Genomic DNA, 25765 nt, shown 5'->3' on the forward strand with positions numbered 1-25765 from the left:
TCTCGACCACCTGATTAACATGTCCGCGATGCCTTTTCAAAAGGAAGACCATTGGAAAAACAGTTGACATTCCATGACTCAGTTATTCCTAAGATGACCTAAGCCCATCGAAAAAGGGCTTAAGATAATCGATGACGGGTTCAAGATAGTAATGTACAGTTTCATGGTAACCCGGAACAGAGAGTACTATCGAATCACCGATTGTTCCGGCTCCAACTCTGTAAAGACACAACGAGGGATCGGCGACTATTGCGTTTCTAAGCATCGCAGTTTCAATTCCCGTTGCTCTTTTGTCCACGAGAGATAAAACGACCTCCGGACCTATGTCCTCTTTGTATAGCCCCGTTCCTCCAAGAACAAGAACGATGTCGTTTGAGCATGAATCTGAGTATATAGCCTCTTTCAGGTCGCTCATTACAGGGTCAACGTCTGTGGATCCAGTATACGTGATGCCATGACTCTCGAGGATCTTCTTAGAAATCTCTATGGATTGCGCTATCTCATCAAAAAAACCAGATTCAAGAACCCTTATTATTTTGCAGCTGTACACTGAACACCTCCGAACTACTTGAAGAAGACATAAGTAGAAATTGGTTCGAGCTTGACCTTACCTGAGAGTCTTTCGAGGGGCTTCTCAGAGATTCTATCTCTATCCACGACGAGGTTCCAGCTTTCATCAGGTAGAGTTATCTCGGCTGGTTCAAGGTTCCCATTGAATATCACAAGTATTTCTTCCCATGAGTCACCAGCTGACTTGCCGTCTATCACGTAAGCAACGATATTTCTGGGAGCATCAAGAAATTTTAGATTCTTTCTTATCTCTTCGGCCGTACTCATCCTGAATGATGGATGGTTCTTTCTAAGTTCTATCAGTCCCTTATAATAGGTGAAGAGGTCAATGAATTCTGCCTTCCTTGAATAGTCCATCTTGTTCAAATCTACACCGGCATTGTAGCTGTTATCATTGCCGAACTTCGTTCGAGCAAAGTCAACTCCACCATGAAGAAATGGAATTCCCTGAGAAAGAATCACTATGGCATTTGATAGCTTCTGAGCGCTTGTCAACAACTCTCTTGAAGCATCTGGCATTGCTGCGCTATTCTTGTCCCACAGAGTCTGATTATCGTGAGCAGAAACATAGTTTATAGTCTCAGAAGGGTCATCCGCAAAGTCCTTAATGTCACTGCTGTATTCGATACTTCCCACAATACCACGCATAATCCTTCTTTCTTTGGCCCTGCTCCCAAGAGAAAAGCCCTTCACTTTCTCATCGAAAACGCTTCCTCTTATTGCATCTCTGAGATTGTCGTTAAAAACAGCTACACCGGTTCCGCGTTGATCGCCTTTCCCAAATGTAACGGTTGCCCCCCAACCTCCCCACGGCTCGCCATAAAGCAGAATCGTCTTGTCTATTGCATGAAGTTCTCGGTCGATGGCCAGAACGGTTTCTTTGTCTATAAGACCCATCAAATCGAATCTGAAGCCATCAATTCCGTATTCGTTGACCCACATCTTAAGAGAATCAAGAATATGCTTTCTCATCATTGGCCTTTCTGAAGCTATCTCATTACCGACTCCAGTTCCGTTCAAATATGCACCTGTGGCGTCTGTTCTATAGTAATAATATGGGACTGTCTGATCGAAGGGAGAAGAAGAACCTGTTGTAGCCGTATGATTGTACACAGTGTCGAGAATTACCCTTATTCCTATTTCATGAAATGCCATGACCATTGCCTTAGATTCGAGAATTCTACTGAGAGGACTGTAAGGGTCAGTGCTGTAATGTCCTTCCGGAACCATGTACAGATAAGGGTCATAGCCCCAGCCGTATTCGCCTTCCTCACCTTCATTTAGGTAGTGAATATCGTTGAAAGGCATTATGTGAACGTGTGTTACACCGAGCTCAACAATGTGGTCAATTCCGACCGTAACTCCATCAGGTCCCGTTCTTCCGGTCTCGGTTAGACCTAAGTACTTACCCTTATTCTCAACATTGGTATTTGGGTCGGAAGTCATGTCTCCAATGTGGATTTCGTATATTATTGCGTCCTCCGGTTTGTTAAATATCGGCACTTTTTGTTGGGCCCAGCCTTCAATAATGGTTTTAGCGGGATCAACGACAACTGATCTCTCACTGTTTTTTGTAACCGCACGGGAATAGATGTCAACTGTTTCTCTTTCCTTGCCATAAGAGACGAATCTGTATTTGTAAGCCCGCAGATGAAGATTGCCTTGAACGATTGCTTCCCAAACACCTGCTTCTATTCTTTTCATGGGGACTTCAATAAAGCTGTCAGAGTAGAGATCGTCAAAGAGAATTAGCGTTGCTGAAGAGGATACGGGAGACCAGACTCTGAAGACTGTCTCCTTCTCCGAGTAAATCGAACCAAGTTCGCCCTGGTAGAAGAATTCAGAATTATCTAGCGCTTTTCTGACAATTATGTTGCCTGGAAGAAAACCTTCGATCTCCAGAGATAGCCTTTTGCTAACTGACTTGGGCGCAAGTGGTTCGGTCAGTGTTATCTTAACGTAGTTAGTTACCGATACATCAGTGGGATCTGCCTTTTCGAAGCTCTGAACCTTAACCGGCGAACCGTCTAGAAGGACTTCAGGTAAGACTGTCTTAGTATCAACCGGTGCTGAAAGTGAAGCGTAGATCTCACTCAAAGAATCAAGAAAGGCCATCTTAACTCTGGGAGTTAGATCAATTCTGTCCGGGCTCGTCAAAAAATCCTCTTCCCCTTCGATCACCCATATTTCAGCGACTCCAGAATCGGGAATATCTACGAACCTATCTGCTGTAATATCCTTCTTTTCCCATTCTCTTAGCCTTACTATGAATCCCAGTCTAGAATGTTTTTCAGAGAACTTTACAGTTGTAACTACTCCGAATTCGTCTCTCCTATCAAAAGAGTAAGACTTACCATCCATACTTTTCGGTTTGTCAGGCCAGACCCATAGGTTCCAGCCATCGTAGTTGTCATCGTACCTGTGATAATGGATTATAATTACGGTCGCTGCGTCATAATCTTCTGCACTTTTTCCCATACTTTCTCCCGTAAAAGCAAAAATCGTTGTTCCGAAGATTAGCAAAAGGAAGAACAACACTCTTTTCATTATAAAGCCTCCCTCAATCAAGTGGGGTTACAGTGAAGCCACTAATTCTCCTGTCATATTCATATTCGAATAACCTCTCACTTCCATTTTCATCCTTAATCTTCAGATAACCGCCTCTGGGATCCAAATAACTTTCCCAAAAAAATCATATTCAAACGAAGTGGTTCTTGATCTATCCAGTGTGATAAGTATTCTAAGCTCTTCAGCAGTTTCAATAGGTTCTTGAGAATCCAACGAAAAAACATCTTCGTCGGTAGTTCGATCAGCTCGAGATAAGATTGAAACCTCTGAACCTTCAAGATATCCGCCCTTATCGGCAGCAAGAGTCAGAAGAGCGTGCTCACCGTTATCGAAAATATCAATCTTAGAAATCGTTAGTCTTGCTGCACCTCTTGAATCTTCCTCTACAACTTCCTGTACCTCTTCTGTTTCAGGTATTCCTTCTACTGCCGATTCAAGAACTTCCGACTCTTCAGCCCAGATTCCAAGACTTCTTTCGCGGGCATATTCTTCGGCCGGAACAAGTTCGATTTCTCCTCCGTCAACTGCTTTAGATAGACCGCTAGATACGATTATAGATTGAATAAGATAAACCTCACCATCCAGAAGGATCCAGACGTAAGCTGAAGCTTCCTCAGATGTGGTCACTTCATGAACAATCGCTTCAAGTCCTATGGTGTTTCTTATTAGATTCAAGCACTTCTTGCTGTTAGAGTCTGTAGACTCATATTGAGGAATCTCTGCTCCTGACAGCGAATATCTTTTGAGATGGCCATTGGCAATGATCAAGAGATCATAATTGTTTTCTGTCCCCACGATTATTCCGGTAAACCCTGAAACCGATGCTTCGGGCGTGACATAATAAAATTCTTCCATAATCTGGGAGTTAGCAAATGTGATTTCAGAGTGCGGGAGAGCTATGAAGACTATTACCATTGAGAGATACAGAGACCTCAAAGGCTTGTTTTCTTCCAAGTAGCACACCTCCAGGCGGAACTCAAAAAAAGTATAACATTATCACCCGACTTTCAATACTCTATGGTTTGAGCAAATGCTGTATGCCGTTCAAATCGTTTGGTTTTGCTGGAGGAACTCAACCTTTAGAAAGCGTTCTAAGCCTGACTATAAAGGTGAAGATAACAACGGGAACCGTCCAACCCAAATAATTGAAAACCATATCTAGAATATCGAACTGCCTGTTGGGAGATAGAACCTGAAGAAATTCGAGAATGACAGGTCCTACAATGAGAAATGAAAAGAAGGTTTTCCTAAACGCCTTGCTGAATTCTTCTCTTGAAAGAATAACAAAAAGGAACCCTCCTGCAAAGAAACCCACAAAATGAAGAAACTTGTCGCTTCCCACTTCGATTGCCGGAACTACCGGTTTCAGGTAGAAGTAGACGGTGAAAACCATGTAAATTGCTGCAGCAAGAGCCATTATCAATCTTCTCATCAATAAGAATTATGCTAGCCATGCGCACTAATGTCAATGACGCGCACCGCAAATCCCTTTGAGTCTTGAGTTGAAAAGCTTCTATTTCTTTACTATAATGAAGTGTATTGTAAATCGAGAGGAGGACACAATTCATGTCCAAGGTTTGTGAAATATGCGGTAAGTCACCTACTACAGGGAATATGGTCTCGCACTCAAATAAAAAGGCCAAGCGCTGGTGGAAGCCCAATGTTCATAAAGTCCGCGCAGTCGTTGATGGCGAGGTAAAGAGAATCAGAGTTTGTGCGAAGTGTCTCAAAGCTGGAAAAGTTACAAGAGCCATCTAGCCATAACGCGCTATTCGCGCTTTCTTACTGAGAAGGTATGAAATGAATAGCAGAAAAACCTTCGCTTTGATCGATCTATCTGCATATAGACAAAATCTTGTTTATCTGTCCGGAAAGGCGTCTCCGGCGAAACTGATGGTTGTTGTCAAAGCAGATGCGTACGGTCATGGTGCCGTGGAGCTTTCGAAAGTTGCTCAGGAATCGGGAGTCGATCGTTTAGCAGTTGCTTTTCTCGAAGAGGGAATTAAGATCCGCCAAAGCGGAATCTCTTTGCCGATTCTTGTGCTTAACTATGTGGAGAAAAAGGAGATCCCCACTGCAAAGGAGTTTTCTTTAACGCTATCTCTTTCTTCATTTGCTCAACTTGAAAACATTATTGGCTTAAATAAGCAGTTACCTGATTTCCAGTTGGTTGTAGATACTGGAATGAGGCGTCTGGGATTGGAATGGGAAGAGTCGATTGAGTTGTATAATTCGGCTGTCAGAAAGGGAATCAATATAACAGGTGCTTATACGCACTTCGCTACAGCAGATGAGAAAGGCAGTGGCTTCGTTCTTGAGCAGAGAGAAGCTTTTGGAAGATTTCTTCATGGCTTGGGACAAAGACGAAACAGACATTTCGAAACTCATATATCTAATAGTGCAGGCACCATCTATTTCGACAATTCTGATTTCAGTTATGTTAGAGCGGGAATTGCCACATATGGCCTACAACCTTCGAAGGAAACTGATGAAAACCTGAAACCGGTTTTGTCGTGGGTTAGCTGTGTATCCTTTGTAAAGAGGATACGTACCGGCTATTCGGTTAGTTATGGCAGGACTTTTGTTGCCGATCGTGACATGCTTGTAGCTACAATTCCCGTAGGCTATGCCGATGGATACAATAGACTGCTCTCTAATAGAGGATATGTTATCATTTCGGGCAAGAGATGCAAAGTGCTGGGCAGGGTTTGTATGGATCAATTCGTTGTCGACATATCTCACATTGAGAAGCCTGTCTCGATTGGTGATGAAGTTGTGATAGTTGGTACTCAAGAAGGAGAGTCGATAAGCGCCGAGGAGATAGCTGATCTGTGCGGTACCATTAACTATGAAGTAGTTTGTTCTATCTCTTCCAGAGTTCCACGGGTCTATAAGAAAGGAGTAAACTGATGAAACTCCGCGACATCATTGGAAATGAGATATTGAGTCAAATAAATGCCGATCAGGATAAGACAAACAGGGATGGTTTTCCTTTTGTTTCCGATCTACGCCCGGGAAGTACTGTGCTATCTGTTTTCAAGGTCCATTCTAAGAGAATTCAAGAGGCCCGAGACGGAAAGAAGTTTCTTCTATTAACACTTTCCGATAAGACAGGAGCTATACGAGCAATCGATTGGTTTAATGCAGAACGCAATGATTCCACTCTGGAACAGGGTATGGTAGTAAGAATCTCCGGTCGAGTAGCTGTCTATGAAGATAGAATCCAGCTTAATCTTGATTCGGAAGGGATTCAGATCCTTCAGGTTGGACAGTACGATTATGAGAGATTTATGGCTGTCACAACGAAAGATATTCCTCGGATGTACGATGATCTTCTTAGTCTCGTTGGAAGAATGAGGGATGACTATATTAGAGCTCTGCTCAAAGATATTTTCGAGAACGACAAGAAGTTCATCGAGAAGTTCATTGTTTCTCCGGCCGCTTCTAAGGTTCACCACGCTTATAAGGGTGGCCTTCTGGAGCACACAATGTCTGTCGCCGAGCTATGCGAATTCTTCGCGACGAAGTACGGAGACTCCGTTGATGGAGATCTTCTAGTTGCGGGGGCCTTGTTACATGATATCGGTAAAGTGTATGAGTACACGATTACTCCGAATGGAATTGAGAGAACAAATGACGGCGAATTAGTGGGACACATCGCTATGGGCATAGAGATGGTCAGCAAGGCTATATCTAAAATTCAGGGCTTCCCCCGCTATCTTCAGACTGAGATAAAACATCTCCTCTTGTCTCATCACGGGGAAATGGAATGGGGCTCACCCGTAATTCCAAAGACGACGGAAGCAATTGTTCTTCATATGGCCGACGATTTGGATTCGAAGGTTGCTCAGTTCAGAGAGATTGAAGAAAGGGAATTCAATGGCTCAACTGCTTCCTGGAGCAATTACGATCGTTTTCTTAACAGAAGAGTGTTCATGAAAAACAGAAGATCCGGCGACTCAAATAGTTAGGAGTGATACTTTGCCAGACAAGCTTGTAATCGTTGAATCGCCGGCAAAGGCGAAAACGATCAGTAGATATTTAGGGAAGAACTATGAAGTCACCGCTTCCAAAGGGCATGTTAGAGATCTCCCAGAATCTAACATCGGACTTCATCCTGAAACTTTGGAACCGACTTATGAGATTCTTAAGGGGAAGGAAAAGGTCGTACAAGAGCTTTCCAAGAAGTCAAAGGGAAAACAGGTGCTTCTCGCTTCAGACCTGGATCGTGAGGGAGAAGCCATTGCATGGCACATTTCCGAACTTTTGGGTCTTCCACAAAATGAAAAGAATAGAATAGTCTTCAATGAGATAACGGAATCGGCAATAAAGGAAGCAATACTTCATCCAAGAGAGATAGACATGTCTAAAGTCGAGGCTCAAGTAGCTAGAAGGGTTCTCGATAGAATTGTGGGCTACAAAATCAGTCCAATTTTGTGGAGAACTATGAAGAGAGGGCTCAGTGCCGGAAGGGTCCAGTCCGTAGCTCTAAAGTTCATGGTAGAACTTGAGAAGAAGATAGTAGTATTTGAACCGCACCGTTTCTTCAAGATCTTTGCGAAGGTTGGCGAGGATCGATTCTCTCTTTCTCGAATCGAAGGGAAAAAGTTCACAAACAAGTCTGTAATCACTGAAGAGAAGAGAGATGAAATAATAAGCGAGCTTTCCAATACAATTTTTCACGTCAAAAACGTAAAGGAACGCACCTCCAAGAGAAACGCGCCGATGCCATTCATTACTTCAACACTTCAGCAAAGTGCAATAAGTGAGTTGGGCTGGAGTGCGAGTAAAACGATGAAGATCGCTCAGCAGCTCTACGAAGGAATTGAAACCGATCAAGGTCAGATTGCTTTCATTACATACATGAGAACCGATTCGACGAGAATATCCAACCAGGCAAGAGACAAGGCCGTCGAAATAATCGAAAGTAAATTTGGAAAGGAGTACGTTGGTCCCATCAGACCGGGCAAAAAGGGTAAGAAGATTCAAGATGCTCACGAAGCTATAAGACCAACTTATCCTGAGAACGATCCAGAGAAGGCGAGGCAACTTTTATCAGGAGACAATCTAAGGCTATATGCTCTTATCTGGAATAGATTCATAGCTTCTCAAATGGCTAGTGCGGAATACTCTGTGACCGAAGTTGAATTAGAGGATGAAAACGACAAGTACATTCTTAGCTTGACCGGGGAGAGAAGACTCTTTGACGGTTATGAGAAAATTGTCTCGAGATCATCTAAGAGTGAGATAGATCGGGACTATAAGATAGGCGAAAAGATAAAGCCTTCCATGATCGAATGGGAGGAAGATACAACTAAACCACCCTCGAGGTTCAGCGAAGCCTCTCTTGTAAAAGAGCTTGAAAAGAAAGGAATCGGCCGCCCCTCAACTTATGCAACTATAATCACCACTCTTCTCGACAGGAAGTATGTACTTCGACAATCGAGAGAACTTAGACCAACACTTCTTGGTGCGATCGTTAACGAGTTTCTGAATGAATATTTTCCCGATGTTGTTGATATGAATTTCACGGCAAATATGGAAGAAGAGCTTGACGATGTTGAAAACGGTGCAAAGAAGTGGCGAGACGTAGTGATGGGCTTTTATAGCGGGTTCAAAACTGATCTTGATGAGATAGATAAGAGAATCAAAAAGGGAGAGTTGAGAATTGAGTTCCCGACAGATAAGGAGTGTTCATGCGGTGGGTACTTCAAAGTCGTCTTTGGAAGATATGGCGGGTACTTGAAATGTGAATCTTGCGGCAAGAATGAATCAGTCGATATGACATCCTTCACTTGTGTAATCGATGGGAAGGTAATGCTGAAAGATGTTGCTGCGAATCAAAAAATAGAGATAGAGATAGAAGAAAAGTGTCCCGAATGTGGTTCTCCACTCGTCATAAGGAAGGGAAGATACGGAGAGTTCATTGCCTGTTCGGCCTATCCGAAATGCAAGTACACTAGGAATGTTAGGATCGACGCTCCCTGCCCTAAGTGCGGAGGGGTGGTTGAAAAACTCCGAAGCAAGAAAGGAAAGAATTACTTCAAATGCTCAAGTTGTGGAGAACTCTTCTGGAATGAACCGACAAATGAAAAGTGCGAAATCTGCGGCTCTTATCTCTTTCTCAAGGTTAAGCGAGGAGGAAAGAAGGTTCTGTACTGTGAGAAATGCAAGAAGGAATTTGAAATTGGAGGAGATTAATGTCTAGAAGGATTGCCGTTGTTTATGGAGGGTTTTCCAGCGAGAGAGACGTCTCTGTTAAGAGTGGAAGTAACATTTCGAAATCTCTCGAGAGGCTCGGCGCCGAAGTGATCGGTTTTGATCTCAAAAGGGATAGAATCGCGAGTCTACTCAGTCTAAAGGCCGATCTCTTCTTTCTAGCCCTCCACGGCAAATTTGGCGAAGATGGGACAGTGCAGGGGTTGATGGAACTTGCGGGATTACCCTACACTTCTTCTGATTCCAGGACAAGCGCGGTTTGCTTCGACAAAGAGATTACATACAGGCTTGTGAAAGCGGAAGTCGATCTGCCTCTATGGAAGAAAGTGATTAGCGAGAAGGATCTCGAGGGCTGGAAGATATTTCCGTGTGTAATAAAGCCCACTAGAGAAGGATCGAGCATTGGAGTGTTTATTTGTGACGATGCTTCAACTCTCATCAATAGAACCAGGTTACTGCTAGACGTGTACGACTCCCTTTTGCTTGAAGAGTATATCGATGGAAGAGAGATAACCGTTTCGATCATTGATTCAAGGGAAGGCATTAAAGTTCTACCGGTGCTTGAAATAAAACCAAAAAGACGTTTTTATGATTACGAAGCCAAATATACTCCTGGCTTAACTGAATTTGTCGTTCCCGCCCCGATAGAAAGAAGTACACTTGAATCGATAATCGAAAAGTCGGTCGCGGTTTACAAGCTTCTTGGCTGCAGGGATTTTGCGAGGGTGGATGGGATACTAAAGGGAGGAGTGTTTTACTTTCTTGAGGTAAATACCATTCCGGGTATGACTGACCTGAGCGACCTACCGATGTCGGCGAGAGCGGCCGGGATGACCTTTGATGATGTCGTTCTAGATATAATTGAGGCGGCCGATAAAAGAAACAGGAGGGAATCATGAAGACTTTTCATGGTACTACAATACTCGTTCTCAGAAAGAAGGGAAAGACGGTTATAGTCGGAGATGGTCAGATAACTATTGGAGACACCGTAATGAAAGGTACGGCGAGAAAGGTTAGGAAACTTGGCGATGGTTCAGTTCTTGCAGGCTTTGCGGGCTCTGTAGCTGATGCGATGACTCTTTTTGAGAAGTTTGAAGAAAAACTGCATGAATCCAACTCTAATTTGAAGAGGGCTGCCGTGAATTTGGCCAAGGATTGGAGGACAAACAAGATCCTTAAGAATCTTCAGGCACTTCTCCTGGTAGCGGACAGAGAGAGTATCCTACTGATATCTGGGAACGGTGAAGTTATAGAACCCGATGAAGAGGTTCTGGCTATCGGTTCTGGAGGTTCCTATGCATTGGCCGCTGCGAGGGCTCTTTTGAGAAATAGCCAACTGGAAGCCGAGGAAATTGCGGTTAAGTCTATGGAGATAGCTAGCGAAATTTGCATATACACAAACACAAATTTCACCATGGAAACACTCGGAGGAGAGAAACAATGAATAGAGAAGAACTTGACGAGTTGACTCCAAAGAGAATAGTGGAGGAGCTTGACAAATATATAGTAGGACAGGATAAAGCTAAGAGGGCAGTCGCTGTTGCGATGAGAAACAGGATCAGAAGACAAAAACTCCCTGAAGAGATAAGAAGAGACGTAATACCAAAGAACATTTTGATGATGGGGCCTACTGGAGTTGGAAAGACGGAGATCGCTAGAAGATTGGCCGAGCTCACGGGTTCACCCTTCACAAAGGTTGAGGCCACCAGGTTCACCGAAGTGGGGTATGTCGGGAAGAATGTCGAATCAATAATCCGAGAGCTGGTAGACGTAGGCGTCAACATGGTCAAGCAGGAAAAGATGGGCGAAGTAGAGGGGAAGGCATCCTATCAGGTTGAAGAGAGAATTCTGGAGGCTCTCGTCCCCGGACCTCAGACGAAAGCAGCGGGTCCCAGGAATATCATTGAGTTGTTTCAAGGCCAGCAACAACCGAAGCCGAGTCAAGAAGAGGCCGAAAGAATAAGGAATCGCAGGGAAGACTACAGAGATAGATTGAGAAGCGGCGATCTTGAGGATCTCGATATCGAGGTCGAAGTTGAAGATCACAGTCAGCAGATGATAATGATTCCGGGAATGGAAGATATGGGAATCGATATGTCAGGCGTTCTGGGCGGAATGGTACCGAAGAAGACCAAGAGAAGAAAAATGAGAATTGCTGATGCTCGTAAGACGCTTCTACCGATTGAGGCTGAAAAGCTTTTGGATATGGACAAAGTTGTAGCCGAAGCGATCGAAAGGGTGCAGAACCGCGGTATGGTCTTTATTGATGAGATTGATAAGATTACTTTCAGAAGTGGTTCCCATGGCCCCGATGTTTCAAGAGAGGGAGTTCAAAGAGATCTTCTACCGATCATCGAAGGGACCACCGTAACGACAAAGTACGGTCAGATAAGGACCGATTACATTCTCTTCGTTGCCGCGGGGGCCTTTCACACTGCCAAGCCTTCAGATTTGATTCCGGAGTTCCAGGGAAGGTTTCCGATCAGGGTCGAGCTTGATGCGCTTTCTCAAAAGGAGTTTCTGAGAATCCTTGTCGAGCCGAAGAATGCAATAACAAAGCAATACATGGCTTTGCTGGAGACTGAAGGAGTAAAAGTTACGTTCACTGAAGACGGTTTAAGAGAAATCGCGCGGGTTTCACACAGCCTGAACGAGAAAATCGAGAACATTGGAGCTAGAAGACTCTACACAGTTGTTGAGAAAGTACTCGAAGAAGTTTCATTCAATGCTCCTGAAGTTCCTCAAGAAATTGTAGTTGACGTCAACTATGTTAATGAGAGGATCGGCGAAATTGCCGCCGATGAAGACCTGAGTGCATTTATCTTGTAATGGAAAGAGCAGAGTACGCCGCAATAGCACTTTCTGGAGATTTTTCTCCATCAGAGATGGAAGAGATCGAAAATTCGGGAATTTCAGACACTCATCTTTTCAGATGTCGGACCGATCTAAACAAAGTTAAACTGAAGAGGTTTCAAAAGAGTTTTCCCGATGTGGCGAAGATTCTCTCCAGGTTTACGAAATTCATAACATTCAAGGATGTTCAATATCCCGAAGCTCTCAGGAATACCTTTGAACCGCCTTCAGTAATATTTTTTGAGGGTGACCCTGGACTTCTAAATTCAAGAAACATTCTCGCCATAGTGGGTTCGAGGAAAGCGGATGGATATGGAGCATCGATTGCCAAAGAATATGCGAAGTCGCTCTCTGAGAAAGGGATAACCATCGTAAGCGGTCTTGCGGTCGGTATTGATGCTCAGGCTCATATTGGGGCTCTTGAGGGTAGAGGCTCTACAATAGGAGTACTGGGGACGGGTATCGATGTAGCCTATCCAGCGAGCAACAGAACGCTCATAAAGTCGGTTAAGCAAAAGGGGTGTGTGATTTCTGAATTTCTCCCCGGAACGCCGCCCCTAAAGCAGAATTTCCCGAAGAGGAACAGAATAATTTCAGGCTTGGCCAGGGCAGTCTTTGTAGTGCAGGCTACTATGAGAAGCGGCTCGCTAATTACTGCAAGACTCGCGCTTGAAAACGGAAGAGATGTTTTTGCTGTGCCTGGAGACATCAACAGAAGAAACTCTGAAGGCACGAATTGGTTAATTAAGAATGGGGCAAAACTGATTTCCGAGTGCATAGACATTATCGATGAGTTTCCTGAAATCTCATTCGAGGAACCTCAGTCTGGGAACTTGCAGTCAAGAGTCCTTGATCTTCTAGGCAATGGTCCCCTCACTTTTGGAGAACTACTATTGATGACGGACTTTTCCAGCAAAGATCTGATCGTTGAACTCACAAATCTGCAGCTGGGAGGCTACATCTTCGAAGAAAACGGGCGATGGAATAGAACTTAGTGTATTTGAGCTGGTATAATCTTGATGAAATGTAGAAGTAGGAATTAGAATGGAGGGAGAAAAATGCCTTACGTAAACACGAAAGAAATACTCGAAAGAGCAAATAAAGAGTTCTATGCAGTACCGGCACTGAATATCAACAATCTTGAATTTCTGCAGGCAATCATCGATGCTGGAGTGGAAGAACACTCTCCGGTAATTATCGAAACTTCCGAAGGTGCGATTAAGTATGCAGGAAATGGTGACATTAAACTGGGAGCAAAGCTTTTCGTATCGATGGTCGAAAGCTATGCGAGGAATGTCGATATTCCCGTTTCATTGCATGTTGACCACGGAAAAAACTTCAAGATAATCATGGCGGCAATTCAGGCTGGCTATTCATCAGTAATGATTGATGCGTCCGAATTCCCGTTTGAAAAAAACGTTGCAGAGACGAAAAAAATTGTGGAGATAGCCCATAGTCTTGGCGTATCAGTCGAAGCCGAGTTGGGTAGACTCGTTGGAATAGAGGATAACGTTGCTGTCGAATCTCATGAAGCGGCACTGGTTGACCCGGATGAGGCAAAGCTGTTTGCAGAAGAGACGGGAGTAGATTTTCTGGCGCCTGCAATTGGAACTAGCCATGGGGCCTTCAAATTCAAGGGAGAAGCGAGACTGGATTTTGCAAGACTCAAGAAGGTTAAGGATCTGACAGGCCTACCGCTCGTTTTGCATGGAGCTTCAAGTGTTCCGGAGGACATTAAAAAGCTTGCCGAAACCTATGGAGCCGATTTCAAGGGAGCTAAAGGAGTTCCTGGGGAAATCCTTGCTGAATCGGTGAAGTTTGGAATAAACAAAGTGAATACCGATACTGATCTAAGAATGGCTTTTATTGCTTCGTTGAGAGAGTTCCTTTCGAAGAATCCCGGGGAGTTCGATCCGAGGAAATACTTCAAGACACCCAAGGAATTGGTTAAGAATGTAATCAGAGAAAGGCTGAGACTTCTAGGTTGTTCTAATAAAGCATAGACGGAGGTGTCGAATGAAGATCCTTGTAATTAATTGCGGCTCGTCTTCAATTAAGTACCAGCTTCTTGATGCCGCAAGTGAAAACGTGTTGGCAAAAGGGTTGCTTGAAAGGATAGGTATTTCCGGATCAAAACTCTCTCATAGGAAAGGCGAGAAGAAATACGAGTTCGAAAAGGACATTGCTGATCACACTGAAGGCCTTGAACTAATAATTGAGGTTCTTCAGTCAGAAGAGACTGGAGTTGTGAAAAACATCAACGAAATTGAGGCCGTCGGTCACAGAGTGGTTCACGGTGGAGAGAGATTCGCATCTTCCGTTTTAATAGACGATGAAGTTGTAAGTGAGATAGAAGCGAACAATTTCCTTGCACCTCTTCACAATCCGGCCAACATTGAGGGTATTGTTGCAGCGAAGAAGATTCTTCCATCTGTTCCTCACATCGGGGTTTTCGATACGGCATTCCACCAATCGATGCCAGAATCATCTTATCTCTACGCCATACCTTACGACCTATACAGAAAATATAAGATAAGAAAATATGGTTTTCACGGCACTAGCCATAGATATGTTGCGGAGAGAGCAGCTGTCATGATGGAAAGACCTCTCAAAGAACTGAAAATTATAACTGCTCATATTGGGAACGGTGCATCTGTTGCGGCAGTCAAGAACGGGAGGTCTGTTGATACCTCAATGGGATTCACACCGCTTGAGGGGCTCGTCATGGGGACGCGATCCGGCGACATTGATCCGGCTATCGTTCCTTTCTTGCAGGAGCAAGAAGGATTATCGGCTGGGGAAGTAAACGACCTGCTGAACAAAGAAAGCGGTATGTATGGGCTTACTGAAGGGCGGTTCAGTGATATGAGGGATATAGAGGAACGTGCAATGAAAAACGAGCCGACTTGCAAAAGGGCACATGATATATATGAATACAGACTGGCGAAATATATTGGCGCTTATGCGGCGGCAATGAACGGAGTCGATGCGATAGTGTTCACCGCAGGCGTAGGAGAGAATAGTCCCTACTTGAGAGCCAATGTGATCGACAAGTACCTCGGCTATCTTGGCATATCGATTGATGTAGAGAAAAATAAAATCAGAGGAAAAGAGACCATGATTTCCACAACTGATTCGAAGGTAAAAGTCTTCGTTATCCCAACTAATGAGGAACTTGTTATCTCTAGAGATACCAGTAGGATAGTTAAGAATGGTTTGAAGGAATTGAAACTGTGGGAAGAGTGAAAGGTGATGACGAGACATTAAGGAAATCGTTCTGGAGGGTGATACCAAACTTGCCGGGCGGGGTGAGAAAGCAGATTACTACTATGTGGTATCGTCGGGCGGGCTCATCCTCAAAGGATTCGATTCTGAAGACAAGGTCTATCTGGAAGGAGATCTTGCTGACCCACTATCGGTAGTTGGTGGGGAGCACAGCGGAGATCTTCTTTGCGTTGGTGATTCTGCAATTCTTGTTGGTGACAGGGACGAGTTGAAAGAGTATCTGGTCTCCAGACCGGAAAGGCTGGAGAAGCTGTTTGTTGATGTTGAAAAAGACCTGAGTTTGTGCAGTGGAAAAGGGCCTTTTGATCTCGATGAGTTTACTGCATCTCTTGTCGCCAAAAAGCAGTGTTGGCTAGAAGAGTATCCTCCTTTGCTTTTCGGAGAGAAATCGCTCTACCGAAAGGGTATCAGACTGATTGAGCGAAAAGAGTATCCCTCTGCTCAAGAGGTTCTGAGAAGCTACCTTGATCAGTATCAGAATTCCCCTTTGTCAAGACCTGTTAAGCTGTTCTATGCTTTTAGTTGCTTTCTTAACGATTTTTTGGAAGATGCCCTAGCTTCAATAATGGATATTTTGGAATCCGCAGAAGATGAAATCTCAAGGATCGCGAGATTTTTCGTTTGCCACATGGGTCTATTTGAATCCGGCTTCAAGTTTCTTTATAAAGGTCCGAGATATAGCTCGGATCTTTTCCGGATTCTAAAAGCGGATTATCGTAGGATAAGAAAGGCTGACTCAGACAGAATCGTCTTTGAAGAAGGTAGAAAGGCTGGAAGCGTGCTCTTTCTTCTCAAGGGTGAGATAGCCCTTCTGAAAAAGAGAGGAGACAAGAACTCGGTACTGTTTACGATCAAATCGCCAAGCTCCATTGGCGAGATCCAGGTTCTTTCAAGAAGCAAATGGGATACTACATTGAAAATCAAGAGTAATTCGGAATACATCCTAATCGATAGAGACAAACTTGTTCAGTATTTGATACACAAGTCTCCCCAAGACGGATTTAGGATGGTTGAGTACCTTCTTGGATACATTAGACAAACGAGTGTTACTTAAGGCTTCTCAATGGATTTTAAAAATCATCTCGCTCTGCTTAAGGAGAATCTCCGGTTCGAATTCCTGCGCTTCGGCGAATAGAGGGTCGTTATCGGGTACTGTTGGAAATAGCGGTGTGAGGTTCTTGCTTTTCGCAATACTGCAGATTGCGCCTATTGCCTCTTTGAAGGAAGCGGCTCTTGTTGGGCCACAGTCCTTAACATAAAAAACTGAATCCCTCTCCTGCCATACGCAATAAGCAATTTCTCGACCCTGCTCATCTATTACTGTATCGAAGTTGTATCTCTCAAGGTGATGAAACGATGCGGGCTCTCTTTCCCATTCTGGATTTCGCTTGTATTTGTCCATTACATACAGTGCGCATTCAACTACCTTTCCTGAATCAGATTCTTTAGTCGAAAAATCGCCAATTCCCGGCCTTCTTATGAAGAAAGTGATAAGTTCACGTCTATGTCTGAATCCAAACTTCTCATAGAAAGCGATCGCTCTTTTGTCTTTTTCGGGAACTTCCAGGACAATTCGATCACAGCCTTTCCATTTAGCAATTCTAATTGCCTCGTCAACCATTTTGAACCCTACGCCTTCTCTTCTAAAACCGGGAATGACGCCCATAAGATCTATCCTGGCTCTTTTTTCTCTGAAACTGAGCAAGACAATTCCTGTATGGATGCCCTCTACGTTCATGACAAATGATTCCGAAAGAGAAATGTTATTCTCCCTAACGTCTCTTTCAAAGCTTTCAAGAGTCCAGTGCATCCTGAGCACGTAGTCGGAAAAGACTAAGTTCAGAATATTGACGACATCGACCCTTGAAAGCTCCTGGATTCTTTGGAAAGAGTTGTTATTCAACTTTCTTCTGCCTCGCTTTCCTAAAGTAATTATGTTCTTCAGTCAGTTCAATGAGGAGTTCATTCATTCTCCAACTGAGATTTGATTCAGTTGTGGTGGCAAAGACCCACTCTCTTCCAGTATAATGACGGATTGTATCGATCGCGTTTCCCAAAGACTCATCGCTAAAGCCATCAAATACTGCATAGCATAAGCCATCTTCTCCGTTGCCTGTCTTCTCTTTCCGAACCCCTTCCCCATTTTCCAGTATCTCTCCGATTATCTCGTTTTCTTGCCCCTTGCAGTCGATTAACGAGACGTCGGCGAATAAGTCTAGGAGTCTTTCAAAAGCTGACCTATCACAATAAAGGAGAATCGAACGTTTGTGTCCTGCTTCACTCATTCAATCACCTCAACACAATTTTAGCATAGCGTTATCAACGCTAAGCCAATAATCGGCAGGCAAGTCTTTTTCCCCAAAAGACGAATTAGCATTGAGATCGACACTGACAACGAAATCATAGGGATGGGAATTGGGGAGGCAACGGTTGCTACAACAGGTTATAATTAAGGGGGAGGGCAGATAAGATAATGCATATTGGAAGATTTAGAGACGTCAGCATGAGAGTATTCTGGGGAGTTGTGGAAAGGGATCTTGTGACCCCTCTCGATATCAAAGCGGAATCCACGGGAGACTTTTTCCAAACTTTAGAAGGGATTCCGAATGTTATACAAAGCTTTGGCTTGACTGAGCGGATAAATCTCTCTGACTTATAGGTTCTCTCTCCGATTACTAGCCCTTGTAGAATCATTTGTCAAGGAAAGAATTATCTCGACCATCTCCTTGATACAGGAATAAGAAAAGAGGATAAGAAGTACAATATGTTCTTCAACAAATCATCGGCTTCTGTTACCGGTCCAAACTCACCAATTGTGAGGCCAAAGGGAGTCCGCCTCCTCGACTATGAAGTTGAGCTCGGTTTGGTTATGAAGGCGTCTATAGATCGGCCTATCAATGTTGAGTTTTCTCATATGCATGAGTACATCGGAGGAATTGTAATAGGCAACGATATTTCGGCGAGAGACATTCAGTTACCTCAATCTCAGTTCTTCAAGGGCAAAAGCTATCGATCATTCTGCCCGCTTGGACCCTTTATCTTTCTAATTGGCAGAGATGAAATGAAGTATCTGGAGAGTTTAACGGTTGAGCTTAAAGTAAATGGAGTGACAAAACAGAGAGCTTCAACTTCGAACATGATCTACAAACCATGGGAAACACTGTCGGAACTGAGCGAATTTTCCGATCTCGAGGCCGGAGACGTTATACTTACGGGTACACCAAAGGGAACGGCTCTTAGTCAAAAAAAAGGCTTGCGTACTTGGCTCAGAAGATTACTTGGCGAATCAAAAAGATGGGAGATTTTCATCAGAGAACAGGAGAAAAGTGGAAGATACCTGGCAAATGGAGACGTAATAGAATCCAGGATATTCTCTTCAGATGGCAGGATAGACCTCGGTGTTCAAAGAAACAGAGTTGTTTATGAGGAGGGAAATGATCATGATAGGAATTATCTGTGACTCAGTAGTAGATCTTCCTGTGGAATTGGCTGAAAGAGATGATGTTTACGTCGTCCCTATTATGGTAGTCCTCGGTGAAAAATCCTACCGTGAAGGTGTCGAGATAAGCAAATCGGAAATCGCCGATTATCTGGACTACAACTTTGCCAGGACTTCACTGCCAAGCCCGGCAGACGTAACGGAAGCCTTCGAAACAATGTATTCAAAAGGTTATGATGAGCTGCTTGTGGTGAACCTCTCCAGCGGTCTGAGTGGTACTTATAACCTTTTCAAGACGATTGGTGAACAGTTTGTCAGCGAACATCACTCGGTTAAAGTTGAGTCAATTGATTCTCTCTCCCTTTCAGGTGGCATTGCGATGCTGGTTCACAAGGCGATAAGAATGAAGGAAAGAGGGGATTCACTTAGGGTGATTGCCTCAGACCTTAGAAGCAGAGCTGGAATAAAAAACATCGTCTATTTCGTTTTACCGACACTGAAGTATCTGAAACAAAGCGGTAGAATTGGTAAACTTCAAGGATCGGTTGGGGAAATTCTCGATGTAAAGCCGATAGGGACAATTAACAGTGGTGGGATTTTTATTCTTTCAGGTAGGGCACGAGGCATGAAAAAAGCAGTGGAAAAGATGGTGGATCGCTTGATTGTTGCTGTTAAAGGGAAAAGAGTTCTATGCCTAGCTCTTTATCATTCTGGAAACGATAGCGATACTCTCGCGCTCGTTGAATGGGCTAAGAGAAAAATCATTTCTCTATCTGAAACACTTCTTACCGGAGAGCTGTCTTCGGCAATACTGGTCCATGGTGGTAGAGGGATCATAGGCGTTGGTGCGCTGATTGCTTGAAAAGCGTTCCAACACAACGGTCGTTTCGAGAGGCCTGTTAGAACAAGATAGGTAAATAATAGCCAGAACTGGAACAGTTGATTTATGACAAGTAATACCGAGTAAACAGAACGTAAAAGCATGAATCAGGAGCAACAGCGTCTTCATCAGTAATAATCTTCAATAATCACTTCTCAAAGAATCAGACTCAGTGTACATAGACTTCGGTGTCATTAACGATTTTGTTATAATGGAAACGATTCCAAATCGTTGATAACTGGAGGGTGTATTCTCTTGAAAAAGCCCACAATAAAAGATGTAGCATCTCTTTCGGGCGTTGGAACCGGTACCGTTTCAAGAGTGCTTAATGGCGGTTCCGTTAAAGAAACGACAAGAATTAAAGTAATGAAAGCGATCGATAAGCTTGGGTACCAGCCAAATCAGGTGGCGAGAACACTTGCAGGGGGTAAGACCAAAAGGATTCTCTTTCTCATGCCCGAGATCAGGACGGAATTTCACTGGAGAGTCATGAAGTCGTTTGATGAGTATCTGGACAAGATGAATTATGAGATGGTGATTTACCCTGTTTTTTCCGATAAAAGGCTGAAGAAACTTAGAAGCGATCCGTCCCTTATTCAGAATATAGATGGTGCTGTTATTTGTACGATGAATATTGAGTTTTTATCTAGAAAGTATATAGATTTCGGAACCAATGTTGTTCTATTTGAATCACAATCCGATGAGTTTGACTGCGTCTATCTAGATAATGTTTTGGGTGGAAGAATGGCCGCTGAGTTACTTATTGAATGTGGTTCCACGGATTTGTTCGTCATCTCTTTCGATGAGGAAAACACCATTTTGGCAACTGAAAATTTCGAAAAGAGAATACTGGGGTTTACGAGTTATCTAAAAGAAAAAGGTTATGAGTTCAATGAGGAGAAACTTGTCTACACATCCTTCTTTTTTGAGACTGCGCATGAGAGAATCGCCTCGATTCTTTCTGAGTACGATAGACCGGGGATCTTTGCATTAGCAGATAATTTTGCCCTTGAAGTTTTGCAGATGGCATCTGCAATGAAGAAAATTCCGGGAAAGGACTTCTTTCTTGTAGGTTATGACAATCAGAGCTGGACTGAAAGGGCTGGGTTGACTACAATCGAGCAGCCAATGGAAGATATGGGTAGAAAAACGGCTGAGCTGATTATTCAGAAGATTGAGAATCCGGGTCAGTATGTTCAACCAGTAAAGTTTTTACCGAGTTTGAAACGAAGGAAGACGGCTTGACCTGAATCTATTTTCGAGGAGGAGTTATGGCCAGGAAAGATAAGCTATCATTAGCGCAGAAGGAACAGAGAACCGCTTACAAATTGCTCATTCCCGCTTTGCTGATCTTAGCATTGGTGGCGTTCTACCCGTTGTTTCAGGTCTTCTATACGAGCTTCACAGATAAGGTTTTTGCGTCTGGAACAGATGAAGCACCAAAATTAATCGGATTTGAAAACTACAAGAGCCTACTGGGCTTGACTGTTATGGAGCTGCCGAAAGTCGTTGATGAAACAACGGGCGAAGCTTCAATTGATGAGGAGACTGGGAAACCAGTTTACGAAAGGGCAATTAGAGTCTTGCCTAGAAGTCCAGTAAGGTACAGAGAATGGTTTCAGTTCTCTCTTTTTGGGCGTCGTTATGTAGTGGGCGCGAGAGATCCGGAGTTTATGAAGGCAATCTCGAACACTCTTGTCTTTGCAGTAATCTCGGTCTTTCTCGAGACAGTTCTTGGTCTAGGGGTTGCGCTTGTTGTCAATAGCAACTTCAAAGGTAAAGGTATAATGAGAGCAACAATGCTTGTTCCATGGGCGGTAATCACTGTTGTATCTGCAAGGATTTGGGAATGGATGCTCCAGCCGACCAGAGCCGGTCTCTTCAACGCTGTACTGAGTAAGTTGGGCTGGGGAGACGGAGACCTTTCATTTCTAAGTATGCCGGCTCTGCAGATGCCTACTCTCATTGCTGTTGACGTATGGAAGACGACACCATTCATGGCGCTCTTGATTCTTGCAGGTCTCCAGCTCATTCCTAGAGAGCTTTACGAGGCAGCAAGAGTAGATGGGGCTGGAAGGTTGAAGCAGTTCTTATCTGTCACTTTGCCTTTATTGAAACCCACGCTGGCTGTAGCACTGATTTTTAGAACTCTCGATGCTTTAAGAGTCTTTGACGTTTTTCAGGTTCTTATGGGAAACCGGATGTACTCTATGGCCTCCTACAACTATTATCAGCTTATTGGAAACAGGAACATGGGTCTTGCCTCGGCTATCGGTGTCATCATCTTCTTTCTCATAGGAATCTTTGCGGTTATCTACATGAGGCTTATGGGAGTTGATAAAGAATGAGGAAAAACAAACTGATCTGGCTCACCGGGAAGATCGCTTTCTGGATACTGGTGATATTCATATTCTTCTATATGCTTTTCCCATTTTACTGGGCGGTTAACTCGTCGCTAAAATCCGAAGCTCAACTTCAAATGACTCCAGCGACCTTTATTCCAGTCGATAGTGATGGAAGATTTGCTCCGACGCTTCAGAACTATGTTGCCGTTTTCAACGACGGTACGTTTGTTAGAGCGTTGTGGAATAGTACAATAGTAGCTGGTTTGACAACGCTTCTTGCTTTGGGAGTCGGTTCCTTTGCAGCCTATGCGATGGGTAAACTTCGTTTCAAAGGCAAGAAGCTCACTCTTTATCTCATTCTTTCTCTCACGATGTTTCCTCAAATAACTGTCCTTTCAGGTTTGTATGCCGTTATTAATACCCTCAATCTGGGAGCAAGAGTAAGTCTGATTCTTTCTTATATGATATTTACCTTGCCATTCACAACCTGGGTCCTGACTGCATTTTTCAAGGAACTCCCCACTGAGATAATGCAGTCTGCATGGGTAGACGGTGCAACGCCTTTCCAGACTTTCTATAAGATTTTGTTGCCTCTTACAGCCCCTGCTCTTGTCACAGCCGGTCTTCTTGCCTTCATTGCTGCCTGGAACGAGTATATATTCGCCCTGACTTTCACGACTATCGCTCCGGAGGCAAGAACCATTCCGGTAGCGATTTCCTTGTTCACTGGATCCGTTTCGAGGCAAGTCCCGTTTGGGGAGATCATGGCTGGCGCAGTGATTGTAACGATTCCTGTAGTGGTTCTTGTCTTCATTTTCCAGCGAAGGATAGTTCAAGGATTGACTGCGGGAGCAGTTAAAGGCTGACGAGTTTCCGAATTCTAGGAGAACGTGGTCTGAAAAAGTGGGAGGTGATCCAAAAGGTCTTTTAACTGAAAGGTTCTATGAAGAGTCGTTTTCTACGAGATCATTACAGAAGGAGGGTTTTTTATGAAGAAAGTTCTATTGACACTTATGGTAGCGTTGTTTGCGTTGGTAGCTGTTTCCGAAACAGTTATTACAGTCGCCGCGGGCGCTGTTGGTCAAGAGCTTGAATTGACCAAGAAGGCAGCGGAGATGTACATGGAGATTCATCCGGATGTCACGGTTAAGGTGCTTGACACACCTGATATGGTCCAGGATAGACTGGGACTGTACTTGCAGTTTCTTGAGGCGAAAAGCCCGGAAATCGATGTATACCAGGTGGATGTAATCTGGCCGGGCGATCTTGCACAGCATTTCGTGGATCTATATGAGCACAATGCAGATAAAGTAGTATCTATGCACTTCCCGGCGATTATCGAAAATAACACCGTTGACGGAAAATTGGTAGCTATTCCGTGGTTTACAGATGCAGGGCTTCTCTATTACAGGACAGATCTTCTCGAGAAGTACGGGCTTAATCCACCGGCCACGTGGGACGAACTTGAAGAAGCGGCCAGGATAATTCAGGAGGGTGAAAGAAAGACGAACCCGGACTTCTGGGGATTTGTCTGGCAGGGTAATGCGTACGAAGGTTTAACATGTGATGCACTTGAGTGGTTGGCTTCAAATGATGCAGGAACAATCATCAGTTCCGACAAAAAAATCACAATTGCCAACTCAAATGCAGTCGAGATCCTCGAGAAGGTAGCAGGCTGGGTTGGGACTATCTCTCCGAGTGGGGTTCTTACATTTGCTGAGGAGGATGCCAGAGCAGTGTGGCAGGCAGGAAACGCTGCATTTATGAGAAATTGGCCATACGCTTACAGCCTTAGCAAAGGTGAAGACAGTGCCGTTGCGGGAAAGTTTGACGTTTCGCCTCTTCCGGCAGGCAAGAGCGGTAATGGAGCGGCTACACTCGGTGGATGGCAACTTTCGGTTAGCAAGTATAGCAAAAATCCGGAAGTCGCAGCTGATTTTGCACTCTTCATGGCCGGTTACGAAGTGCAGAAGATGAGAGCTGTAGAAGGTTCATTCAATCCAACTATCCAGGCTCTTTACGCTGATTACGAAGTACTAAAGGCAAATCCGTTCTTCGGATCTCTGTATGACGTGTTTGTAAATGCTGTAGCAAGACCATCAACGGCAACCGCTCCGCGGTATAATGAAGTATCTACCCTGTTCTTCAAGGCAGTTCACAGTATTCTCTCTGGTACTGCTGACGCCAGGAATGCTCTTGAAGAGCTTGCTCTCGATCTCGAAGATATGACAGGATTTGAGGTTGTTTGGGGATTCTAAAACCAAGTTACGATTATTCGCTGGCTCCATATGGAGCCAGCATATCTTCAGTTCTAAGCGGAAGAAGGTGGAGAGATGAGGAGTACACAGGTAAATAAGAAGCTACTGAAGGATTATCAGCCCTTCGTTGAGGAAGAAGTCATTGAAAGTATCATCGAGCTTTCAAGAGAGCTCAAGGGTCTCAGGGTTCTGCATGTAAACGCCACTTCCTTCGGTGGCGGAGTTGCGGAAATCCTTCATACACTGGTTCCGTTAATGAAGGATTGCGGACTGGAGGTTGACTGGAAAGTGATCGATGCTCCCCCACAGTTCTTCGACCTTACGAAAAGAATGCATAACGCTCTTCAAGGAAAGGAAGATTTCTTGTCAGAAGAAGATAAAAGACTCTTTGAAAAGGTAGCGAAAGACAATGCGGCTTACATCGGGATCGATGAATACGATGTTGCGGTGTTGCATGATCCTCAACCGGTTGGGCTTCCTGCTTTTGCAAACTTTGGAAATTGCAAGCTTGTTTGGAGATGTCACATAGATACTTCTTCACCCAACGAGGTTTTTTGGAATTACTTGAATACATTTTTGTCTTACTACGATGCGGGGATCTTCACTTTAAAAAGTTATGCCAAAGATGGAATTGCCATCGAAAAAATTTATGACATTCCACCATCAATCGATCCTTTGAGCAACAAGAACAGAATGCTATCTGAAGAGGAAATGAAGAAAGCTATGACGAAGCTCGGCCTTGTTTCTGGTAGGCCGGTTATAGCTCAAGTCTCGAGATTCGATCCATGGAAGGACCCAATGGGAGTTGTCGATGCCTATAGACAGCTGAAGAGGAAATTCCCGGATCTTCAGCTTCTCTTAATTGGATCTATGGCTTCAGATGACCCTGAGGGATGGAAGATTTACGAGGATCTCCTGAGATACATTGGAATGGACTATGACGTAAAGGTTCTTTCAAACTTTCATGGCATTGGCGATATTGAAGTAAATGCTGCTCAAAGGATTAGTAAGGTAGTTCTTCAGAAATCACTTCGAGAGGGTTTTGCTTTGACTATGAGTGAAGCAATGTGGAAAAAGACACCGGTGATTGGTGGGAATGTGGGCGGAATACCCCTTCAGGTCCATCACGGTGTAAATGGATATCTTGTTGAGAGTGTGGACGAAACCGTTGAATACACAGAAAGGATTCTTGAGAATCCTGATCTAGCTAAAGAGCTGGGTAGAAATGGATATGAAATAGTTAAGAAACATTTTCTCTGTACCAGGCACCTACTACAGTATCTCGAGCTTTTCCGCGATTTGACGAGATAGAGGAATTCCCGTCCTTGTGTTAAGGGACGGGGTTTCC

24 protein-coding genes are annotated in these 25765 nt (G+C 44.0%); 18 read left to right on the forward strand and 6 right to left on the reverse strand.

Features of this window, described 5'->3' with window-relative positions; all coding sequences use genetic code 11:
- Positions 1-88 precede the first annotated feature (88 nt).
- From THEBA_RS02215 to THEBA_RS02230, 4 genes are all read right to left on the reverse strand, one after another.
- Positions 89-550: a molybdopterin-binding protein gene (locus THEBA_RS02215; protein WP_014730258.1), complete on the reverse strand. Its 462-nt coding sequence runs from the start codon at positions 548-550 to the stop codon at positions 89-91.
- 14 nt (positions 551-564) lie between these two features.
- Positions 565-3048, reverse strand: coding sequence for a type I pullulanase (pulA, locus tag THEBA_RS02220; protein ID WP_041928398.1), 2484 nt, complete (start codon positions 3046-3048; stop codon positions 565-567).
- A gap of 171 nt (positions 3049-3219) precedes the next feature.
- Positions 3220-4092: a hypothetical protein gene (locus THEBA_RS02225; RefSeq protein WP_014730260.1), complete on the reverse strand. Its 873-nt coding sequence runs from the start codon at positions 4090-4092 to the stop codon at positions 3220-3222.
- A 118-nt stretch (positions 4093-4210) separates the two neighbouring features.
- Complete coding sequence (locus THEBA_RS02230; protein ID WP_014730261.1) at positions 4211-4555, reverse strand: VanZ family protein; 345 nt, start codon at positions 4553-4555, stop codon at positions 4211-4213.
- A 149-nt stretch (positions 4556-4704) separates the two neighbouring features.
- Between THEBA_RS02230 and rpmB the strand changes: the two genes are divergently transcribed.
- The 11 genes from rpmB to THEBA_RS02285 all read left to right on the forward strand — a co-directional run bounded on the left by rpmB (position 4705) and on the right by THEBA_RS02285 (position 16549).
- Complete coding sequence (gene rpmB / locus THEBA_RS02235) at positions 4705-4896, forward strand: 50S ribosomal protein L28 (RefSeq protein WP_014730262.1); 192 nt, start codon at positions 4705-4707, stop codon at positions 4894-4896.
- A 42-nt stretch (positions 4897-4938) separates the two neighbouring features.
- Entirely contained in the window at positions 4939-6048 is a 1110-nt protein-coding gene (gene alr, locus THEBA_RS02240; protein ID WP_014730263.1) for an alanine racemase, read from the forward strand.
- Positions 6048-7109 carry a 3'-5' exoribonuclease YhaM family protein gene (locus THEBA_RS02245; protein WP_014730264.1) on the forward strand — a complete coding sequence of 354 codons (1062 nt, stop codon included), beginning with the start codon at positions 6048-6050 and terminating at the stop codon, positions 7107-7109. The genes alr and THEBA_RS02245 overlap by 1 nt, the downstream gene beginning before the upstream one ends.
- A gap of 10 nt (positions 7110-7119) precedes the next feature.
- Complete coding sequence (gene topA / locus THEBA_RS02250; protein WP_014730265.1) at positions 7120-9339, forward strand: type I DNA topoisomerase; 2220 nt, start codon at positions 7120-7122, stop codon at positions 9337-9339.
- Positions 9339-10256 carry a D-alanine--D-alanine ligase family protein gene (locus tag THEBA_RS02255; protein WP_014730266.1) on the forward strand — a complete coding sequence of 306 codons (918 nt, stop codon included), beginning with the start codon at positions 9339-9341 and terminating at the stop codon, positions 10254-10256. The genes topA and THEBA_RS02255 overlap by 1 nt, the downstream gene beginning before the upstream one ends.
- Positions 10253-10801 carry an ATP-dependent protease subunit HslV gene (gene hslV / locus THEBA_RS02260; RefSeq protein ID WP_014730267.1) on the forward strand — a complete coding sequence of 183 codons (549 nt, stop codon included), beginning with the start codon at positions 10253-10255 and terminating at the stop codon, positions 10799-10801. The genes THEBA_RS02255 and hslV overlap by 4 nt, the downstream gene beginning before the upstream one ends.
- A complete protein-coding gene (hslU, locus tag THEBA_RS02265; RefSeq protein WP_014730268.1) occupies positions 10798-12186 on the forward strand; it encodes an ATP-dependent protease ATPase subunit HslU in 1389 nt (462 codons plus the stop codon). The genes hslV and hslU overlap by 4 nt, the downstream gene beginning before the upstream one ends.
- Positions 12186-13205, forward strand: a complete 1020-nt coding sequence (dprA, locus tag THEBA_RS02270) for a DNA-processing protein DprA (RefSeq protein WP_014730269.1) — start codon at positions 12186-12188, stop codon at positions 13203-13205. Before hslU ends, dprA begins: the two co-directional genes overlap by 1 nt.
- Before the next feature lie 63 nt (positions 13206-13268).
- Positions 13269-14213, forward strand: coding sequence for a class II fructose-1,6-bisphosphate aldolase (gene fba / locus THEBA_RS02275; RefSeq protein ID WP_014730270.1), 945 nt, complete (start codon positions 13269-13271; stop codon positions 14211-14213).
- Between the two features lie 13 nt (positions 14214-14226).
- Positions 14227-15456, forward strand: a complete 1230-nt coding sequence (locus THEBA_RS02280) for an acetate kinase (protein ID WP_014730271.1) — start codon at positions 14227-14229, stop codon at positions 15454-15456.
- 85 nt (positions 15457-15541) lie between these two features.
- Entirely contained in the window at positions 15542-16549 is a 1008-nt protein-coding gene (locus THEBA_RS02285; protein WP_014730272.1) for a cyclic nucleotide-binding domain-containing protein, read from the forward strand.
- A 6-nt stretch (positions 16550-16555) separates the two neighbouring features.
- On the opposite strand, the gene THEBA_RS02290 is transcribed toward THEBA_RS02285, so the two are convergent.
- Positions 16556-17398, reverse strand: coding sequence for a GNAT family N-acetyltransferase (locus THEBA_RS02290; RefSeq protein WP_014730273.1), 843 nt, complete (start codon positions 17396-17398; stop codon positions 16556-16558).
- On the reverse strand, positions 17391-17780 hold the full coding sequence (locus THEBA_RS02295; protein WP_014730274.1) for a DUF3783 domain-containing protein: 390 nt from the start codon (positions 17778-17780) through the stop codon (positions 17391-17393). The genes THEBA_RS02290 and THEBA_RS02295 overlap by 8 nt, the downstream gene beginning before the upstream one ends.
- Before the next feature lie 407 nt (positions 17781-18187).
- On the opposite strand from THEBA_RS02295, the gene THEBA_RS02300 reads away from it, so the two are divergent.
- From THEBA_RS02300 to THEBA_RS02330, 7 genes are all read left to right on the forward strand, one after another.
- Positions 18188-18955, forward strand: coding sequence for a fumarylacetoacetate hydrolase family protein (locus THEBA_RS02300; protein ID WP_269078291.1), 768 nt, complete (start codon positions 18188-18190; stop codon positions 18953-18955).
- Entirely contained in the window at positions 18936-19796 is an 861-nt protein-coding gene (locus THEBA_RS02305) for a DegV family protein (RefSeq protein ID WP_014730275.1), read from the forward strand. The genes THEBA_RS02300 and THEBA_RS02305 overlap by 20 nt, the downstream gene beginning before the upstream one ends.
- 273 nt (positions 19797-20069) lie before the next feature.
- Positions 20070-21059 carry a LacI family DNA-binding transcriptional regulator gene (locus THEBA_RS02310; RefSeq protein WP_014730276.1) on the forward strand — a complete coding sequence of 330 codons (990 nt, stop codon included), beginning with the start codon at positions 20070-20072 and terminating at the stop codon, positions 21057-21059.
- Positions 21060-21085: 26 nt separating this feature from the next.
- Positions 21086-22162 (forward strand): carbohydrate ABC transporter permease, encoded by a 1077-nt coding sequence (locus THEBA_RS02315; protein WP_014730277.1) that lies wholly within the window; start codon positions 21086-21088, stop codon positions 22160-22162.
- Entirely contained in the window at positions 22159-23025 is an 867-nt protein-coding gene (locus tag THEBA_RS02320) for a carbohydrate ABC transporter permease (protein ID WP_014730278.1), read from the forward strand. Before THEBA_RS02315 ends, THEBA_RS02320 begins: the two co-directional genes overlap by 4 nt.
- A gap of 123 nt (positions 23026-23148) precedes the next feature.
- A complete protein-coding gene (locus tag THEBA_RS02325; RefSeq protein ID WP_014730279.1) occupies positions 23149-24417 on the forward strand; it encodes an ABC transporter substrate-binding protein in 1269 nt (422 codons plus the stop codon).
- A 75-nt stretch (positions 24418-24492) separates the two neighbouring features.
- A complete protein-coding gene (locus tag THEBA_RS02330; protein ID WP_014730280.1) occupies positions 24493-25728 on the forward strand; it encodes a glycosyltransferase in 1236 nt (411 codons plus the stop codon).
- Positions 25729-25765 lie beyond the last annotated feature (37 nt).

The organism is Mesotoga prima MesG1.Ag.4.2 (assembly GCF_000147715.2).
Lineage (GTDB): Bacteria > Thermotogota > Thermotogae > Petrotogales > Kosmotogaceae > Mesotoga > Mesotoga prima.

Coding starts and splice junctions, on each gene's coding strand:
- alr (WP_014730263.1), top strand. CDS start 4,939: ATGAATAGCAGAAAAACCTTCGCTTTGATCGATCTATCTGCATATAGA.
- THEBA_RS02325 (WP_014730279.1), top strand. CDS start 23,149: ATGAAGAAAGTTCTATTGACACTTATGGTAGCGTTGTTTGCGTTGGTA.
- THEBA_RS02295 (WP_014730274.1), bottom strand. CDS start 17,780: ATGAGTGAAGCAGGACACAAACGTTCGATTCTCCTTTATTGTGATAGG.
- hslU (WP_014730268.1), top strand. CDS start 10,798: ATGAATAGAGAAGAACTTGACGAGTTGACTCCAAAGAGAATAGTGGAG.
- fba (WP_014730270.1), top strand. CDS start 13,269: ATGCCTTACGTAAACACGAAAGAAATACTCGAAAGAGCAAATAAAGAG.
- rpmB (WP_014730262.1), top strand. CDS start 4,705: ATGTCCAAGGTTTGTGAAATATGCGGTAAGTCACCTACTACAGGGAAT.
- THEBA_RS02330 (WP_014730280.1), top strand. CDS start 24,493: ATGAGGAGTACACAGGTAAATAAGAAGCTACTGAAGGATTATCAGCCC.
- dprA (WP_014730269.1), top strand. CDS start 12,186: ATGGAAAGAGCAGAGTACGCCGCAATAGCACTTTCTGGAGATTTTTCT.
- THEBA_RS02305 (WP_014730275.1), top strand. CDS start 18,936: ATGATAGGAATTATCTGTGACTCAGTAGTAGATCTTCCTGTGGAATTG.
- THEBA_RS02320 (WP_014730278.1), top strand. CDS start 22,159: ATGAGGAAAAACAAACTGATCTGGCTCACCGGGAAGATCGCTTTCTGG.
- THEBA_RS02280 (WP_014730271.1), top strand. CDS start 14,227: ATGAAGATCCTTGTAATTAATTGCGGCTCGTCTTCAATTAAGTACCAG.
- pulA (WP_041928398.1), bottom strand. CDS start 3,048: ATGGGAAAAAGTGCAGAAGATTATGACGCAGCGACCGTAATTATAATC.
- THEBA_RS02255 (WP_014730266.1), top strand. CDS start 9,339: ATGTCTAGAAGGATTGCCGTTGTTTATGGAGGGTTTTCCAGCGAGAGA.
- THEBA_RS02245 (WP_014730264.1), top strand. CDS start 6,048: ATGAAACTCCGCGACATCATTGGAAATGAGATATTGAGTCAAATAAAT.
- hslV (WP_014730267.1), top strand. CDS start 10,253: ATGAAGACTTTTCATGGTACTACAATACTCGTTCTCAGAAAGAAGGGA.
- THEBA_RS02315 (WP_014730277.1), top strand. CDS start 21,086: ATGGCCAGGAAAGATAAGCTATCATTAGCGCAGAAGGAACAGAGAACC.
- THEBA_RS02230 (WP_014730261.1), bottom strand. CDS start 4,555: ATGGCTCTTGCTGCAGCAATTTACATGGTTTTCACCGTCTACTTCTAC.